The 16460-nt window shown below is 36.3% G+C and carries 13 protein-coding genes; 5 read left to right on the top strand and 8 right to left on the bottom strand.

Going from position 1 to position 16460, the window contains the following annotated elements:
- Nucleotide 1 precedes the first annotated feature (1 nt).
- The 5 genes from IPK91_14060 to IPK91_14040 form a co-directional block, all read right to left on the bottom strand.
- Nucleotides 2-2239, bottom strand: coding sequence for a histidine kinase (locus IPK91_14060; protein ID MBK8298370.1), 2238 nt, complete (start codon nt 2237-2239; stop codon nt 2-4).
- An 11-nt stretch (nt 2240-2250) separates the two neighbouring features.
- A complete protein-coding gene (locus IPK91_14055; protein MBK8298369.1) occupies nt 2251-2682 on the bottom strand; it encodes a hypothetical protein in 432 nt (143 codons plus the stop codon).
- Nucleotides 2657-3220 carry a YceI family protein gene (locus tag IPK91_14050; protein MBK8298368.1) on the bottom strand — a complete coding sequence of 188 codons (564 nt, stop codon included), beginning with the start codon at nt 3218-3220 and terminating at the stop codon, nt 2657-2659. Before IPK91_14050 ends, IPK91_14055 begins: the two co-directional genes overlap by 26 nt.
- Before the next feature lie 73 nt (nt 3221-3293).
- Nucleotides 3294-4469, bottom strand: coding sequence for a thiolase family protein (locus IPK91_14045; GenBank protein ID MBK8298367.1), 1176 nt, complete (start codon nt 4467-4469; stop codon nt 3294-3296).
- A gap of 49 nt (nt 4470-4518) precedes the next feature.
- The gene (locus tag IPK91_14040; GenBank protein ID MBK8298366.1) at nt 4519-6192 is read right to left on the bottom strand and encodes an NAD(P)H-dependent oxidoreductase subunit E; all 1674 of its coding nucleotides are present in this window, start codon (nt 6190-6192) and stop codon (nt 4519-4521) included.
- A 190-nt stretch (nt 6193-6382) separates the two neighbouring features.
- On the opposite strand from IPK91_14040, the gene IPK91_14035 reads away from it, so the two are divergent.
- Nucleotides 6383-6655, top strand: a complete 273-nt coding sequence (locus IPK91_14035; GenBank protein ID MBK8298365.1) for a hypothetical protein — start codon at nt 6383-6385, stop codon at nt 6653-6655.
- Nucleotides 6656-6775: 120 nt separating this feature from the next.
- The gene (locus tag IPK91_14030) at nt 6776-7477 is read left to right on the top strand and encodes a hypothetical protein (GenBank protein MBK8298364.1); all 702 of its coding nucleotides are present in this window, start codon (nt 6776-6778) and stop codon (nt 7475-7477) included.
- 61 nt (nt 7478-7538) lie between these two features.
- Here IPK91_14030 and IPK91_14025 read toward each other — a convergent pair whose 3' ends face one another.
- Together IPK91_14025 and IPK91_14020 are read right to left on the bottom strand one after the other, a co-directional pair.
- Entirely contained in the window at nt 7539-9431 is a 1893-nt protein-coding gene (locus IPK91_14025) for a 4Fe-4S dicluster domain-containing protein (GenBank protein ID MBK8298363.1), read from the bottom strand.
- A complete protein-coding gene (locus tag IPK91_14020) occupies nt 9395-10378 on the bottom strand; it encodes an FAD-binding oxidoreductase (GenBank protein MBK8298362.1) in 984 nt (327 codons plus the stop codon). The genes IPK91_14025 and IPK91_14020 overlap by 37 nt, the downstream gene beginning before the upstream one ends.
- Before the next feature lie 239 nt (nt 10379-10617).
- Here IPK91_14020 and IPK91_14015 point away from each other — a divergent pair, with 239 nt between their 5' ends.
- On the top strand, nt 10618-11760 hold the full coding sequence (locus IPK91_14015) for a DUF1624 domain-containing protein (protein ID MBK8298361.1): 1143 nt from the start codon (nt 10618-10620) through the stop codon (nt 11758-11760).
- 75 nt (nt 11761-11835) lie between these two features.
- Here the strand turns inward: IPK91_14015 and rny are convergent, their stop codons facing one another.
- Nucleotides 11836-13479, bottom strand: a complete 1644-nt coding sequence (rny, locus tag IPK91_14010) for a ribonuclease Y (protein ID MBK8298360.1) — start codon at nt 13477-13479, stop codon at nt 11836-11838.
- 599 nt (nt 13480-14078) lie between these two features.
- On the opposite strand from rny, the gene IPK91_14005 reads away from it, so the two are divergent.
- Nucleotides 14079-15389 carry a hypothetical protein gene (locus IPK91_14005; GenBank protein ID MBK8298359.1) on the top strand — a complete coding sequence of 437 codons (1311 nt, stop codon included), beginning with the start codon at nt 14079-14081 and terminating at the stop codon, nt 15387-15389.
- Nucleotides 15390-16172, top strand: coding sequence for a T9SS type A sorting domain-containing protein (locus IPK91_14000; protein ID MBK8298358.1), 783 nt, complete (start codon nt 15390-15392; stop codon nt 16170-16172).
- Nucleotides 16173-16460: the final 288 nt, after the last annotated feature.

The raw sequence follows: 16460 nt of genomic DNA, 5'->3' as shown, positions 1-16460 counted from the left end.
TTTAATTTATAGCTGGAATAATAACAGTAAAAAAAGAATCATCCTGAGAAACACTAATGGAATTCTCAGTCAATAGTTGATAACGGATCCGAATACTTTCCAATCCAAAGCCCGTTGAATCCCGCATCAATTTCTTCCTGTTTAAAGTGTTTTTAAATAGAATGCGTTGTTCATTGATATCAACAAAAATATACATGGGTTTAAATTTACTAAAATCATTGTGTTTAATTGCATTCTCCAATAAAAGCTGTAAAGTTAGTGGGGCAATTTTGCAATTGAAATCCTCCCCGCTTACTTTTAAATAAATATTTTCCGAGAACCTCAATTTTAGTAAATCGAAATAATTTCTTAGCAATTTTAATTCCTCTCGCAACTCAATCAAAGGCTGATCGCGGTAAAACAACATATTTCTGAAATAATCAGATAACTTATCTGTAAATTCAATAGCCTTTGCTGGATTTTCTTCAATAAGAGCTATCAACGAATTAAAACTATTAAATAAAAAATGTGGATTTACCTGGTTTTTTAATAATTCAAATTCTAATTCAGCTGTTTTACGTTTCGTTTCTTCTGCCTTAATCCGTTGTTTTTCTCTAAAATGCAATACATATCTAAAACTTGCAACCAAGATCGTAGTTGCAAATAAAAGAAACCACCAACGTTTCCAAAATGGAGGTTGAATAAAGAATGAATACTGAATTTGACTGTTGCAAATAAAACTCTTATCTGTACTTGCCTGAATAATCAATTTATATTTTCCAGGATTCAAATTCGAATAACTCACTTTGCCTTCTTTCGCATAATGCCATACTTTTTCATATCCTTCCAATGTATACTTATACTGAAGATGATCTGTAGCCAAATAGTGGATTGCTGCAAATTCAAATGAAAATTGGTTTTGATCTGATTCAAATAGTGTGTCTTGATCTATTGAAACACTTTTCTCAAATTGTTGAATCTTTTTAAATGAAAACTGAGGAGGTAAAATCGTATTCACAATTTCGGGTGAAATCCGATAGATCTTATTTTGACAAGCAATCCAGGCGATTCCCATTGGGTCCTTGTACATTGCATTGACCGAAGGCCTCATATCTGACAGTCCTAATTCTTCATCCAATGTCAAACTGTATTCTGAATTCAAATTTATAAGTGTAATGTATCCAATACTTGCTGCCAACAAAACCGAATCGTTTAATAAACAATTACTTTCAAAACCACCATATCTCAAATCAGATTGTAACCAATGAATCGTATCAATACCAAGATTAATAATACCGATGCCTTTTTTGGGTGCATTTACAACCATTCGATTCTTTCGAAATTGTTCGATACTTAATATACTGGTAGCTTTTAATTCGGAAACAAGTGGTTTAAAGTTTTGGCTTCCGGATTCAAGATAAGAAATTCCATAACCGTCTGAGGCTACATATAAATTATCAGAAGGATCTGAAACAATTTGATAAATAAAATTTGTCGGTAAATTTTGAGATTGCGTATACACCTGCATCTCTGTTTGTAAATTCCGTGAATCCGGCCTCCTATTTGGCAGTCTCACGATTCCTCCAAGGGTACTGATCCAAATATACTTTTCGTTTCCTGTTATTTGCAGCAAGTTATTATCAGGTAATCCCTGCTTTTTAGTCAATGAAATTTGTTGGCCGCTTTGATAATTGTAATAGATTAAACCCTTACCGTAACTCGCAAGCCAAATCCACGGGACTTCAGTAGAAGGAAAAATAGAATTTAAATTATAATCTAGTAAAGATTTCTTGAGAATTTTGCCAGTATAAATATCGATGTCATAAAGACCTTTGGTAGTCCCTGTAAGTAAAATCTGACTGCTGGTGTCTAAATACAAACATTGCACATTCATGTTTGGTAAGTCATACTGTAACACAGGTGTATATAAAGAAAACAAGCCTTTTGACTTATGTAAAATCCAAACATTGTTCATCCTGTCAATTAACATGGATTCCACAGATTCGAACGCGATACCAGGATCCATACATTCTGTTAAAACACCTTCGGACAATCCAAAAACATAGGATTTTTCAGTTAAAAAAAATGTCAGCTTGTCTTGATTTGTAATTTTAAGAATGGTTCTTTTATTCCATTCCGGCCATAAATTGCGAATCCTGTTTTCATTTGGACTCCATACCAAAGGTCCTTTTGATAGACTATTAACAATATAGGAATCATTTGATTTTACAATGTTTTGAAAAAGATCTTCCTGAGGCAAGCCAGGAATATTTACTTGAGTGATACATTATTTAATTGATCAATAACTATTTTCGAAATGGCCACATTAATTGGAAAATTTTTAGGCTTCCAATCTGAAAATTCCCGGTCATTAATCATGTAAATGTTCCCATCATAACTGGCCATTAATAACACTCCATCTGATACTTCTGCAATGGCACTAATGTGATGTTCTGCAATTACTTCAGAATGTTGAATAAACCACTCATTGATTCCATCATACATGATAATTCCATCTGAAGTGGCAACATAAAACCAACCCTTTTGATCTTGATACATGTTTTGATAGCTGGTACGAGCTGTCAAGGTTTGAAAAGGATGTTTAACCAGAATGGATTGCAAGCCATTTTGAGAAAATACTGCATGGCACCAAAACAGGCACAAAAACAAAGTCCATTTATTTGCTAAACCGGCCTTTAACATGAACTTTGATTTCGTTTGATAATTTTTGATGTACGATTCTTGGAACGCTTATTTTAAAATCCTCCAGGCTAATAAAAAATTCAGAATCGAAATGCAAGATTCCGTTTTTCCGGAATATATGAACTGTAAGAATTCGTTCTTGAACAGTGCCGTGTATATCAAAATTCCCTTTTACACGAATGACTTCATCTTCAACAACATCATAATTTACCTGATCGATAATTTTACCATAATATTTAGCCTGCGGATATAAACCGGATTCCATATAATTTTCATTAAAATGAATTTTCTGAAGTGGATTATTAAAACCATCAAATGAATTAATATCCACAACAAATGCAAAACTATTTTCATGTAAATTAATTAAACCATGCAACTTATCTGAAATGGCTTTGATTTCTTCCTGGGGCGCTTTACTGTAAAAATCTATTTTACCGCGAAGCTTTATATTTTGTCCAAATACATCCTGACTCGATAAAACAAGGAGCAGTGTATTTGTAAAAAGTAAAAAAATAAATTTGTTAATCAAATAATTCATATAGTCTTAAAATCAAAAAAACACTGGCGCATGTTTTAATTTCCAGTACATCATATGATCATCAACATCTAATTTAGGAAATTGATTCAATAACAGCAGCAATTCCTTGACCACCACCGACACATGCTGTTACGATTCCATACTTTTGATTTCGCAATTCCAATTCATTTAAAATTGTCATGGTCAGTCTGGTCCCACTGCAACCCAATGGATGACCCAATGCAATGGCTCCTCCATTTACATTGACCAATTCCGGATTTAAGCCTGCTTCCTGAATTACAGCCAAAGCTTGTGCTGCAAATGCTTCATTCAGTTCAATTAATTGAATGTCTTGCAGATTCATAGTAGCCTGTTGTAATGCTTTTGGAATTGCAGCACAGGGTCCAATACCCATGTGAATCGGTTCAACACCGGCAACCGAACAAGAAACGAGTCTTCCAATCGGTTGGAGACCGGTTTGTTTTAACATCGATTCACTCATGATCAGTGTAAATGCTGCACCATCGGTAGTTTGTGACGCGTTCCCCGCAGTTACGGATCCGTTTAATGCAAATGCAGGTTTAAGTTCATGCAAAGCTTCCAGATTGGTATCTTTTCGAATGCCTTCATCTTTGGCTATCTCTAAACTTCTCTCTACCCGAGTGTTGTTTTCTACTGTAACTTCTGTGATGGAAACTGGAGTAATTTCCCGCTTATAAAAACCATTATCTTGAGCTTTCGCCGCCAGTTGATGCGAACGCAATGCAAATTGATCTTGTACATCCCGGCTAATTGAAAATTTTTTTGCAACTGCTTCAGCAGTCAATCCCATCCCAACGATATAATCTGGATGCTCTTTTGCCAATTCATAGCTGGGTGCAAATTTGTAACCTTCCATAGGAATCATGCTCATATTTTCTACTCCACCGGCAAGATAACAATGTCCCATTCCTGCCCGGATTTTTGCTGTTGCAATTGCAATGGTTTCAAGACCTGAAGCACAGTAGCGATTTACTGTCATTCCGGCAACTTCTTTTCCTAAGGCTCTCATGGAAATTTGTCGTCCAATTTGTAATCCTTGTTCTCCTTCCGGATTGGCGCAACCCACGATCACATCGTCTATCATTTTAGAATCCAGGGAAGGATATTTTTTAATCAACTCTTTAATAAGGTATACGGCTAAATCATCTGAACGCGTAAAGCGAAAGCTTCCTTTTTTTGCTTTAGTAAAAGCGGAACGTGAATAAGCGACAATATATGCTTCCTGCATGTGGTTCGTAATTTGTGGTCAGAAATCAGTAGTTAATTTGATAAACGTATTATCGGGCTAAGATATTCGATTCTGAAAAGTAAGATTTAAGTTCATCATAAAAATAATCCAGCGCATTGTATACAGGCAATGGAATCCCACCCCCTAAAGCACAAAGCGAACCACGTTTCATCGTATCTAACAAATCGCGCAGCAATTCCAAATCGATTTTATAATCAGAATCCTTTTGGGCTTTTTGTAATAATTCTTTACCGCGAGTGGAGCCTATTCTGCATGGAAAACACTTTCCACAACTTTCATGGGCAGTAAAGGCGAATAAATGTTCGAGATAACTGATCATTGAAAAACTATCCGGCACCGAAACCATGGATGCATGTCCTAACATAAATCCATTTTGTGCAAATGATTCAAAATCCACAGTCAATGCATCTACTTTATGAATTGGGACCAGTCCACCCAATGGACCGCCAATGTGCAGTGCTTTTACTTTTGAATGAAAGCCTCCACCTAATTGATAAACCACTTCATTTAATGGAGTGCCCATATCAACCTCATAAATACCTGGTTTGTTAAAAAAACTATCCAATGACATCAGCTTGGTTCCGCTGGATTTTGCAGTTCCAATGCTTGCAAATTGTTTTCCTCCGTTGATTGCGATATCATAAAGGTTGGCAAGTGTTTCTACATTATTGACTACAGTGGGTTGACGAAACAAACCTTCATATACAGGAAATGGCGGACGCACTCGCACTTCTGGTCTTTGGCCTTCGATGGATGAAAGCAAAGCCGTTTCTTCTCCACAAATGTAGGCACCCTGGGCTTTGATCACTTTAAATTCAAATTGAAATGAACTGCCCAAAATCTGCTCACCCGTCAAGCCAGCATTTCGAAATTCTTCTACAGCTTCATTGATCCGGTCCACCGATTCTGGATATTCAGCTCGTATATAGATAACCCCTCTGGATGCGCCGGTTACAAAACCTGCTATCAACATTCCTATTAAAAGTAAATACGGTTGTTGTTCTAAAATATACCGATCTGAATATGAACCAGGGTCCCCTTCATCTGCATTGCAAACAATAAATTTTTGTTTTCCACTGACTTTCGAACAGGTATCTAACTTTATGCCGATGGGAAATCCTGCACCGCCGCGTCCTCTCAATCCAGATAATTTTATCTCTTGCAATACCGAATCCGGATGCGTTTGAAATAATTTAGTCAAATCAATTTTAATTTGATCAATAGAAGGAGGTTCGCCTGTTAATATTTGCTTCCCTTTGTGTTTGACATGATAGCGATCCCGAATCCGTTTTGAACTTCTTTTGATTTGCTCTAATTCTTCGATTGCATTCCCAGAATAATTCGCGCCATCAAAATTAAAAGCTGCATTTTCATGACAGCGACCCAGACAACACATTTCTCCAATTTCAGATTTTTCGAAATGGCCTGAAATTTTATCTATGAGCTCATTTTGTGTACCAGCAGTCAGACAGGCTGAACCATTGCAAACATAAATTTTTTTACCGCGATTACTCTCCCTGGTAAAATCATAAAAACTTGCAGTTCCAAAAATACTAGACGTACCCATAAGGAAATCATCTGCAAGTTTTGCGATTTCTTCTTTAGAAAGGGGGCCCAATTGCTCAGAGTGATTGCCGATGTTTTCAAACAGATTATTCTGGAGTCCCTGTCTTCCTGATAAATGGCTTAAATTTTTTGACATACAAATGCAGTATCTGGTGTTTGAATTGTGAAATTAAGCATTCCCAGACTAATTTTATAATCAATATATATTATTGTTTATCTGATATTTATATATATTATATTTATTTATATAATAATTATTAACAAATTGGAAGCGCAATTCTTACCTTGGAATGTAAAACCTTTTCTAAACTTCAAAACAAACGAACATGGACTTAACTTCAATTTTAATCAACACGATTGCCGGCGCAGGCGGTGGCTGGTTGGGCAATATGCTTAAGAAAAACGGACTGGGTATGGTTGGCAACCTTATTGCAGGTGCAGCCGGCGGTAATGTGTTACCTATGATTACGACCGCCCTGGGACTTTTTGCAAACAGTGCAGGCGACGGCGGTGGAATCAATATTATAAATATCATCATCGCCCTTTTAGGTGGATCAGCAGGTTCATTATTAGGTGGCCTATTTAAAAAAGCAGCTTAAAAACAAACACTTCTTTTAGCCACTTTGGGAAACCAAGGTGGCTTTTTAGTTATGTAGATTTCAAAGTTTTAATTTTAATAAATTATTTATTTCTAATTTCGTTTAAATCCATTATAATTTATGGTTTTAGAAGTTACCTATTTATACAATCAAACCCAAATTTTTCAATTGAATAAAATACTAAATAGTAGATTGCTTTTCATAAATGGAAAAAGCATGAGCTTTAATTTTGGTTCAAACGAATTTGTATTCGATGATGTTTCTATGCATTTTAGGAGTGAGGATCTAAAAGAATTTCAAATAAATCTTTCTGGAGCACCATATTATTTTAATGAAATTGTTAGTGATGATATAAATTTCTTAGGTTTTTACATATCTCCTATTGAAATGGGAAGTATGTGCTATATGCCTCCAACCTTTCCATCAACATTAAATTTTCAAGAGCAAGAGTTAATGATTCTTAAAACACTGAATATTTATGGAATCAAAAGAGAAAGAAAATGGGATTATGACAAAAAATTAAGTTTTTTTAAGGAACCAATTGATGTTGATGTTTATGACTCTTACAATACATTTAGTTTTTGGGTAATGGAGTTTACAAATGGATTAAAGCTTATGCTCTTTGCTGTTCGAGGGTTTGTTAATGGTAGTTTCAGTGAGTCCAAAATTGAAAACTGGCTATCACAAAAATTTTCCAGTGACGAATTAGATCTTGCAGTAATGGAAAAATATTATCAATCACCTAACTTTCCATTCGATATCCCTGATAACGCTCTAACTTCTAATGTTAATAAATATTTATTGCTATACCAAATTAAATAATGTACATATTTTCTAAAACCAATAAAATAGAAAAAACGTTAAAAAAATATTTTATGATTTTTTAAAGTTCCAAATACTCCAACCAATGTCTTGATTTACGATTTCCGAAATGTTCGATCTGATGACGACAACTGAATCCATTGGCAATAAGGTGTGTTTCCGGTTTGGATTTTTCTATGGCTGGAATTAAACTGGATTTTGCGATACGCTCTGATAAATCGTAGTGATTTTTCTCGTAACCAAAGGAACCGGCCATACCACAACAACCGGAATTGATTTCAGAAAATGCATGATTGTAAAATAATAAATGAATGGATTTTGTTGTAAACATTGCTTTTTGATGACAATGCCCGTGAAACAAATAATCCCCTTCTTTAAATTTTAAATGGCTTAACATTTTATCTTCCCTGCTGATAAAATCTTCTATCAGGTAGATGTGTTCCGATGCATCGCGGGCCCATTCTGAGTCCATTAAATCCGGAATGTCATCTTTTAGAGCAGATGCACACGATGGTTCACATACCAGCACTGGAATTTTTTGATCCAACCAGGGTTTTAAATCATTGAACAACTGACTGCCTTTTGTCTTCGCCTGATCTAACAATCCATGAGAAATTGCCGGACGTTGACAACATTGTTTGTCGTAGACTATGACTTCGTATCCAAATTGCTCTAATAATTTTTTTGCCGAAATACCGATCCCTGGCTCATGAAATTTCATATAGGTATCTGCAAATAAAACTACTTTGTTGTATGGATTTGATGTTGTGGAAGTGGATCGGGCTTTAAAAGGTTTTGATGTGTATTCAGGTAAAATGCGCCTCTGATCCAATCCTGAAATTTTTTGCAGCAGCTTTCTAAATGGTTTTAATTTCATCGTGCCATTGACCATTCCAGCCATCAAACCGCTATTCATATTTCCAAACAAATCTTGCCATGCAATCAGTCGATCTGATATTGAAAGTCCATTCTTTTTCACATGTACGTTCAAGATTTCAGATTTTAATTTTGCCATGTCCACATTGCTGGGACATTCTGATTTACAAGCTTTGCATGACAAACATAAATCCAAAACTTCTTGTAAAACAGGACTGTCCAGTCCATACGGATCCAATTGTCCGCTCATAGCCAAGCGCAAGGCATTGGCGCGACCTCTCGTGCTATCCTTTTCTTCAAGAGTAGCCCGAAAACTTGGACACATGGTTCCACCGGTATGCTTCCTGCATTCACCAACCCCGTTGCATAAATGAACTGCATCTGCAAAACCACCTTCATTGCGATAGTGAAACATGGATTGAAATTCCAGGTCTTTGTATGTTGTCCCATAACGCAAATTGGAATCAACCGCTGGTGCATCTACTATTTTACCTGGGTTTAATAAATTCATCGGATCGAAAACGGCTTTCACAGTTTGAAATGCACGGTACAATTGATTGCCAAAAAATTCTTCGTTATAAGGACTTCGTGCCAATCCATCTCCATGTTCTCCGCTCCACGACCCTTTGTATTTTTTTACCAATTTCAACACCTGCGACGAAATCTTTTTCATACGCTCGATATCCTCTCCATCCCGAAGATCCAATAATGGTTTTACATGGAGAAGTCCAACGCTTGCATGTGCATAGGCAACGACAGGGGTCTGATTTGACTTACATACTTCAAACACTTCCCGGATGTAATCTGAAAGATGTTCGAGCGGTACGGCTGCATCTTCAATAAATGCAATGGGTTTGCGATGTCCTTTTACGCCCATCAATAAACCAAGTCCTTTCTTACGAACCGTAAACACTGCCTCGATTTCCTGCTTGTTTGAAATAACAGGCCAGGCATATCCTTTCTGTTGATTTTGCAAATGCCTTGCCAATGCATTAGCATGTTCAATGGCTTCTTCTTGTGTTTCACCATAAAATTCAACCACTAAAACACCCCAGGATCTCCTTGTATAAAATGGCAATAATGTTTGGTCTCTAAATTTTCACGGCTGCGTTCAATCAACATGTGGTCCAACAATTCAACGGCAGCCGGTTTGAATGCAACAATTTCTGATACATGTGCAATGGATTCAAAAAAATCTTCAAAATGAACTACACACAAACATTGATGTTTTGGAGTGGGCTCCAGATTTATTTTTGCAGCAAGAATCAAAGCAAGGGTGCATTCACTGCCAGTAATTAAATCACAGAGATTCCATTCATTGCTTAAAAATTCATCGAGATTGTATCCTCCTACACGTCGCATGACTTTTGGAAAACGTGCTTCGATTTCTGTTCTGTTTTCCTGAATAAGTTTAAACAATTCACGATAAAGATGGCCTTCTTCATCTTGCAATTCAAGTTTTTCCTCCAATTCAACAGTGGTTAGGTTTTTACACTGAATGATCTTCCCATTTGCCAGGGCAATTTTTAATTCAATAACATGATCCAGTGTTTTTCCATAGCGTATGCTGCGGGTCCCACTGCTATTGTTTGCGATCATCCCGCCTACGGTTGCGCGCGAAGTGGTTGCAGGATCTGGTGCAAAGTGCAGTTGATATGAACTCAAATTCTGATTCAATACATCCCGCACAATTCCGGGTTCTACCCAGGCCCATCGTTCTTGCGGATTAAATTCCAGAATGGAATCCATGTATTTTGTAAAATCAATGACAATGGCTCTGGCAACTGTTTGACCAACCAAACTGGTTCCACCACCACGCGCCATCACTGGAACTCTATTCAAATTTGACCAGCGTAAAATTACAAGTACATCAGCTTCATTTTTTGGAAGCGCAACGGCTAAAGGTAGAATTTGGTAATTGCTGGCATCGGTGGCATAAATTCCTAAATGCAGTGCATCGGTGTGCAATTCGCCTGCAAGTTGATTTTTAAGATCCTGAAACGGTATTTGGCTTGGGTGGTTCAATGGTTTATCTAATTGGTTTTGGAATTTATTTGGTTTAAATCATTAAGCATGTATAAGCTATGTAATGAAGCCATGAATGTACAAGTGCAACATTGATCTCATTAGATCAAACAAAATTATTTATTTTATCCAATTTGTTCAAATATTCTAATTTTAACAAAAAATACAATCTGGTGGAATCAGCTGAGCTTAAATTAAACAAACGAATTTATTCCATTGACCTTTTGCGTGGAATCATTATGGTCATTATGGCATTAGACCATACCCGGGATTTTATTCATTACGATGCATTCTTACATGATCCCCTGGATATTGAAACAACCAGTCTGGCTTTGTATTTTACAAGATGGATCACGCATTTTTGTGCACCTATTTTTATTTTCCTGTCTGGCGTCTCGATCTATCTTCAAAGTTTTAGAAAATCAAAAATTGATCTCAGTAAATTTTTATTTAAACGAGGGCTTTGGTTGATTTTTGTTGAATTTATTATAATGGGCTTCTTATGGAGTTTTAATTTTCAGTTTCCCATGTTTTTCTTACAAGTTATTTGGGCAATTGGAATCTCCATGGTATTTATGAGTGTTCTTATTCATTTACCCTATATTTTAATATTAATTACGGGTTCGCTAATAGTTTGCTTGCACAATGTGTTGGATGGAATCAATTCAACACATCAGGGTTTTTTCTGGGATGTTTTACACAATGGGCACTTTGCAGCGCATGCAATAAACCAAGATCACACCTTGGTGATTGTGTATCCATTTTTACCATGGTTGGGAGTTATGATGCTTGGCTATTGCCTTGGTAAATTATATGAGCAAACGATTTCAGTAGATTTTCGAAGAAACTTTTTATTAATAAAAGGGATCGGACTGATTTTGTTTTTTATTCTACTTCGTTGGACAAATTATTATGGTGATCCAATTCCCTGGAGTGCACAGAATGATTTTCTACATACGCTCTTATCTTTTTTCAATATCAATAAATATCCGCCTTCCTTATTGTTTTTATGCATTACACTCGGACCGGCATTGATTGTCCTCAGTTTAACCGATTCCATAAATGCTTCCATTGCATCATCGAATAAACTGGTTAAAATATTCAACATATACGGCAGTGTGCCGTTCTTCTATTACATTCTTCATTTTTATTTAATTCACCTCATTGCAGGGGTTTTATATTTTACCCGAGGTCACGCCTGGTCTGAACCGGATATTATTCCCAATGGCCCTCCCTTTGCATTTATGGTTTCCGGCGAAGGCTATTCTTTAGGTATCGTGTACCTGGTATGGATCCTGGTTGTAATCAGTTTATATCCTCTTTGCAAATGGTTTAGCGAGTACCGGAAACGGAATTCGTATTGGTGGCTGGGGTATGTTTAAGGATTAATTACGAATTACGAATTATCAATTACGAATAAAATTCACAAATTCGTAATTGGTAATTCGTAATTGAATTTATCTTGCAAACGCCGTTGCCCGTTTTTCTCTGATAACGGTCACTTTTACTTGACCGGGATATTGCATTTCGTCTTGAATTTTTTGAGAAATCATGAATGCGAGATCATCTGCATATTGGTCGGTTACTTTTTCGCTTTCTACGATTACACGCAATTCGCGTCCGGCTTGGAGGGCATATGCTTTTTGTACGCCTTCATACGTCATCGCTAATTCTTCCAATTCGTTAATCCGTTTGAGGTAGGATTCCAGAATTTCCCGACGGGCACCAGGACGAGCACCTGAGATTGCATCGCAGGCTTGCACGATTGGAGAGATGATATTATTCATTTCAATCTCATCGTGGTGTGCACCTACTGCATTGATGATGATTGGATTTTCATTGTATTTTTCGCACAGCTTCATGCCAAATAAAGCATGTGACAATTCAGATTCCTCTTCCGCAACTTTTCCGATATCGTGTAAGAGTCCGGCCCGTTTTGCCAATTTAATTTGCTTGGGATTCAGACCCAATTCAGCTGCCATCACAGCACACAAGTTTGCAGTTTCTGAGGAGTGTTTTAACAAGTTTTGTCCGTAGGACGAACGGAAACGCATCCGACCGATCATTTTAACCAGATAGGGATCCAGTCCATGAATATCCAAATCAATGATAGTCCGTTCTCCGATTTCTACAATTTGTTCGTCGAGTTGTTTTTTCACTTTCGCAACGACTTCTTCAATACGAGCCGGGTGGATTCTTCCATCTGCCACCAATCTTTTTAATGAAAGGCGTGCAATTTCACGTCGGATCGGATCAAAGCTGGAAATTACGATGGCTTCCGGAGTATCGTCAACAACAATTTCAGCTCCGGTAGCAGCTTCCAGGGCACGGATATTCCGGCCTTCACGTCCGATGATTTGTCCTTTGATGTCATCGCTGTCCAGATTAAATACAGAAACTGAATTTTCAATGGTGTATTCAGCACACATCCGTTGAATGGTTTGGATGACTATTTTCTTAGCTTCTTTATTTGCATTTGTTTTGGCTTGTTCGATGACTTCTCGTTCAATAATCATCGCATCGTTGCTTGCTTTTGCTTTAACCGCTTGCAAGAGATGTTCTTTTGCCTCAGATTCATTCATGCGTGCAATCTGTTCCAATTCCTTGATGCGCTTTTCATTGGCAAATTCCAATTCTTCTTTTTTCTTGTTGACAATTTTTAACTGTAGATCCAGATTTTCACGCAACATTTTGACTTCACCCTCACGACTTTCTATATCCTGAGTTTTAGCCAGAATTTCTTTTTCGATGGCCACGGCTTTCAACTCACGTTCTTTGAGTTCAACGGACTGTGTAGTTTTATAACTTTCAAAATCAGCTTTCAGCCGGGCGAAATTATCCCGGGACTCCTGAATTTTTTGTTGTTTGATGGTTTCATTTTTCTGTTCGGCTTTAGAGACAATTTTCTCTGCCTTCATTTCAGCTTCAGAGACCATGCGTTGCGCGGTTACCCGTGCTTTTTCAATTTCCAGATCACTGATCCGGTTAATTTCTTCTAGTTTTCGTTGATTGGAACGTTTGAGAATGGCGTGAACGATAAAATATCCGATTCCCATTCCGGCCATGAGGCCCCCAATAATTGCTACAAGTACATCTTGCATTCTGATATGTTTTAAGCAGGTCTTGCCATCAGAATGTGGTGGTAGAAAAGCTTTATGTCATGCAGCCATAGAATTGCCGATTGTGGCATTTCATTTTCTGTTTCCCTTCAGGTGTTTTCAGATTTAGCGAATAATGACAAAACTCTATTTATTATGATTTTAATAAAACAACCTTTAACCAAGCACCACATATCCCCCGGACTAATTACAATTTCTTGTAAAACAGACCTTTATATATAAATAATGTTTACAATGTCAGATTTTACTCTCCATAGAAAGAAATCCAACGCTTGCAAATATAGAAAAATTATATAAAAAATTTGAAGATTTTGTTGGGAAAGCCCAGACATTAACCATATAAAACAACGGGATCAGGCATTTTAACCCAGATTTTCAGTTAATTTTCTGTTCCCAGCCAAAATTCCTTCAAACTCAAGCACTTACTCGTATTTTTATCCTCAACATAATTAAGACTATGCCTGCGGTAAAAATATTCCGTGAGTGTTTGATTTTATTGGACTTTTGACTCTCACTACGAAACTTAACTGAAAATCTGGGTTAACCAATAAAATGCTTAGATTTGTAAATAACACTTCACCATGAAAACCCTACCCGTACTGCCCAACAGAAACCGGTTTTCAATTTTAGTAGTCATCTTGCTTTTTGGCTTAAAACCATTTTATCAAGAGCTTAATCCAATGTCTGTATTTGCAAAAGAATCCATCGCTTGTAATGACACCGACAAACCAATTCTGGAAATTATACTAGGAACTTGCACTCCGGCAAGATTTGACAGCCTGACAGGTGGCTGTGCAGGATTTTTTAAGCTGAATGTAAAAGCTACTGACAATGAAACTCCCAGCGACCAAATTAAGTTGGAATATAAAATTGATCTTTATTATGACAACATAGGGATTTATAATGGCTACGATATCCAGGTCGGACCCTTAAGCATTGAAGATTATAAAAAGGGTATTATTCCGTTGCATAGACACAATCCCTTTGCAGTGGACTCTAACCAAACTGAACTTGCTGATGGCACGTATCCAATTGGCCTCCATAAAATTTGTTGGTTTGGAACAGATAGTTGCGGTAATGTTGGGGCCATATGTCAACTTTTTGAAATTGTGGATTGCCAAAGTCCAATTTTCAATGCACCATACAAAATTCATCATTTTAAAATTCCAATTTCCAGATGTATAGAAATAAATGCCAATCAATTAAAATTTGATGCGTCTGATAATTGTACTCCAAAAAACAATTTGCGGTATTCATTTAGTGACCAGTTAATGGATACTGTAATCAGTTATTGTTGTGATGATTTCTTAAGATCTGAAGATTGTTATACTGACTTTTTTAACCAAGCACTTTTTGTAATTGACGAATCCGGAAATTATGATTATATGCCAGTTGGCATTTTAATCGAAGATGTATTTCAACTTTGTTGCGACTTGATTCCAAGAAGTTCGATTGAAGGTAAAATATTAATCTCTTCAAATGGCCGAGATTCAATTTCTGGGCCATGGGTTGATGTACAATGTATTAACCAACACAATATTAAAATTGCCTATGATTGGGCCAGGCCTAGCTATTATTTAGGATTGCATGATTTTGGAAGCTACACGCTAAAAGGTGTTAAATACGGTGACCCATATCAACATGTTTCCGGTTGGGACTTGATTAAGATTCAGCAACATCTCAATGGGCAAGAATTGTTTACAAATCGCTTCCAAAATTTTGCGGCAGATGCACTGCCCAATGATACCATAAATCAGGCAGACTTAAATCGCATCCAAAACCTGATACTCCATGCTATTGACAGTATGGAAAGCAGTAAGGATTGGTATTGCATTCCGGTGCGCTACAATGACACCTTGTTTACTGGTTTTAAAGATTCTGTAAATTTCTAGATGGGAGGTAATATAAAACGCAGCATTGATTTTAGATTGGTGAAAACGGGAGATGTAAATGACTTTTCTATGCCTGAACAGTATACTCCTCCTCTATTTGAATCAGATCTGATTAACTTTACTTACAAAGATCAAACCTATCAATCAAATGAATTGATAACTCTTGATTTGAATGTAAAGGAATTTAAAAATAAGTTTGGAATACAGGGCACCATTCAATTTGATACCAACCGTTTGGAATTTTTTAAAGTTGGAAATTTTAAGTTAATTGGAATGTCGGACGCAAGTTTTTCCAATCGATATGCACAAGATGGTTATTTGACGTTTTGTTGGTATGATCCAACCGGTGAAGGAATCAGTATGCAGGATACTGCAGAAATTTTCAGTCTGACTTTTAAAACTAAATCATCCGGCGATCTGTGCAATGCCTTGCAAATGAATAGCTCAATCACTGCATTGGAAGCCTACACAAAAAACAGCATTCTAACAAACATTAACATACTATGTGAACCAATAACTTCCACTGGAATTGTTGAAAAAACTAAATTGCAGATCTGGCCAAACCCATTTACAAATCAACTTTATATCGTATCAAGTAAAGATGTTAAGCCACTTAAAATCCAACTTTTTGATTTGAATGGAAGCTGTCAATTTGAAAAAATGATTCTAAATCCAACAAATCAAACGGTATTGAATTTAGCTACACTACCATGTGGCATGTATCTCATAAAACTTCAAAATTCCGAGAAAACGTTTGTTTGTAAAATTGTTAAGAATTATTAATATATATCTATATATAATAATATATAAATACAATACCTATTTAATTGATTATAAATGTTTTATAGCACATTCTAAATGTATTTTCCCAAAATACATAGATTATTTTCCCAGAATGCATAGCGTAAAATTCACATCAATTAGCGTTTCTTCGAACACATTATTTGAATGAAATTGGAAATTGAATTTTTTAGAATAAAAATTTCATATTTCGAAGAAATGGCTTTACTCTTTCTAATATGCTTGCATTAAAATATACATGTTGTTTAAAAAATGAAAGCAATTCAAAAC

This window comes from Saprospiraceae bacterium (assembly GCA_016712145.1).
Classification (GTDB): domain Bacteria; phylum Bacteroidota; class Bacteroidia; order Chitinophagales; family Saprospiraceae; genus Vicinibacter.
The sequence above is the reverse complement of the archived record's forward strand: the minus strand, read 5'-3'. Positions and strand labels throughout refer to the sequence as shown.

Coding starts and splice junctions, on each gene's coding strand:
- IPK91_14055 (MBK8298369.1), bottom strand. CDS start 2,682: ATGTTAAAGGCCGGTTTAGCAAATAAATGGACTTTGTTTTTGTGCCTG.
- IPK91_14050 (MBK8298368.1), bottom strand. CDS start 3,220: ATGAATTATTTGATTAACAAATTTATTTTTTTACTTTTTACAAATACA.
- IPK91_14045 (MBK8298367.1), bottom strand. CDS start 4,469: ATGCAGGAAGCATATATTGTCGCTTATTCACGTTCCGCTTTTACTAAA.
- IPK91_14040 (MBK8298366.1), bottom strand. CDS start 6,192: ATGTCAAAAAATTTAAGCCATTTATCAGGAAGACAGGGACTCCAGAAT.
- IPK91_14035 (MBK8298365.1), top strand. CDS start 6,383: ATGGACTTAACTTCAATTTTAATCAACACGATTGCCGGCGCAGGCGGT.
- IPK91_14030 (MBK8298364.1), top strand. CDS start 6,776: ATGGTTTTAGAAGTTACCTATTTATACAATCAAACCCAAATTTTTCAA.
- IPK91_14015 (MBK8298361.1), top strand. CDS start 10,618: ATGGTCATTATGGCATTAGACCATACCCGGGATTTTATTCATTACGAT.
- rny (MBK8298360.1), bottom strand. CDS start 13,479: ATGCAAGATGTACTTGTAGCAATTATTGGGGGCCTCATGGCCGGAATG.
- IPK91_14005 (MBK8298359.1), top strand. CDS start 14,079: ATGAAAACCCTACCCGTACTGCCCAACAGAAACCGGTTTTCAATTTTA.
- IPK91_14000 (MBK8298358.1), top strand. CDS start 15,390: ATGGGAGGTAATATAAAACGCAGCATTGATTTTAGATTGGTGAAAACG.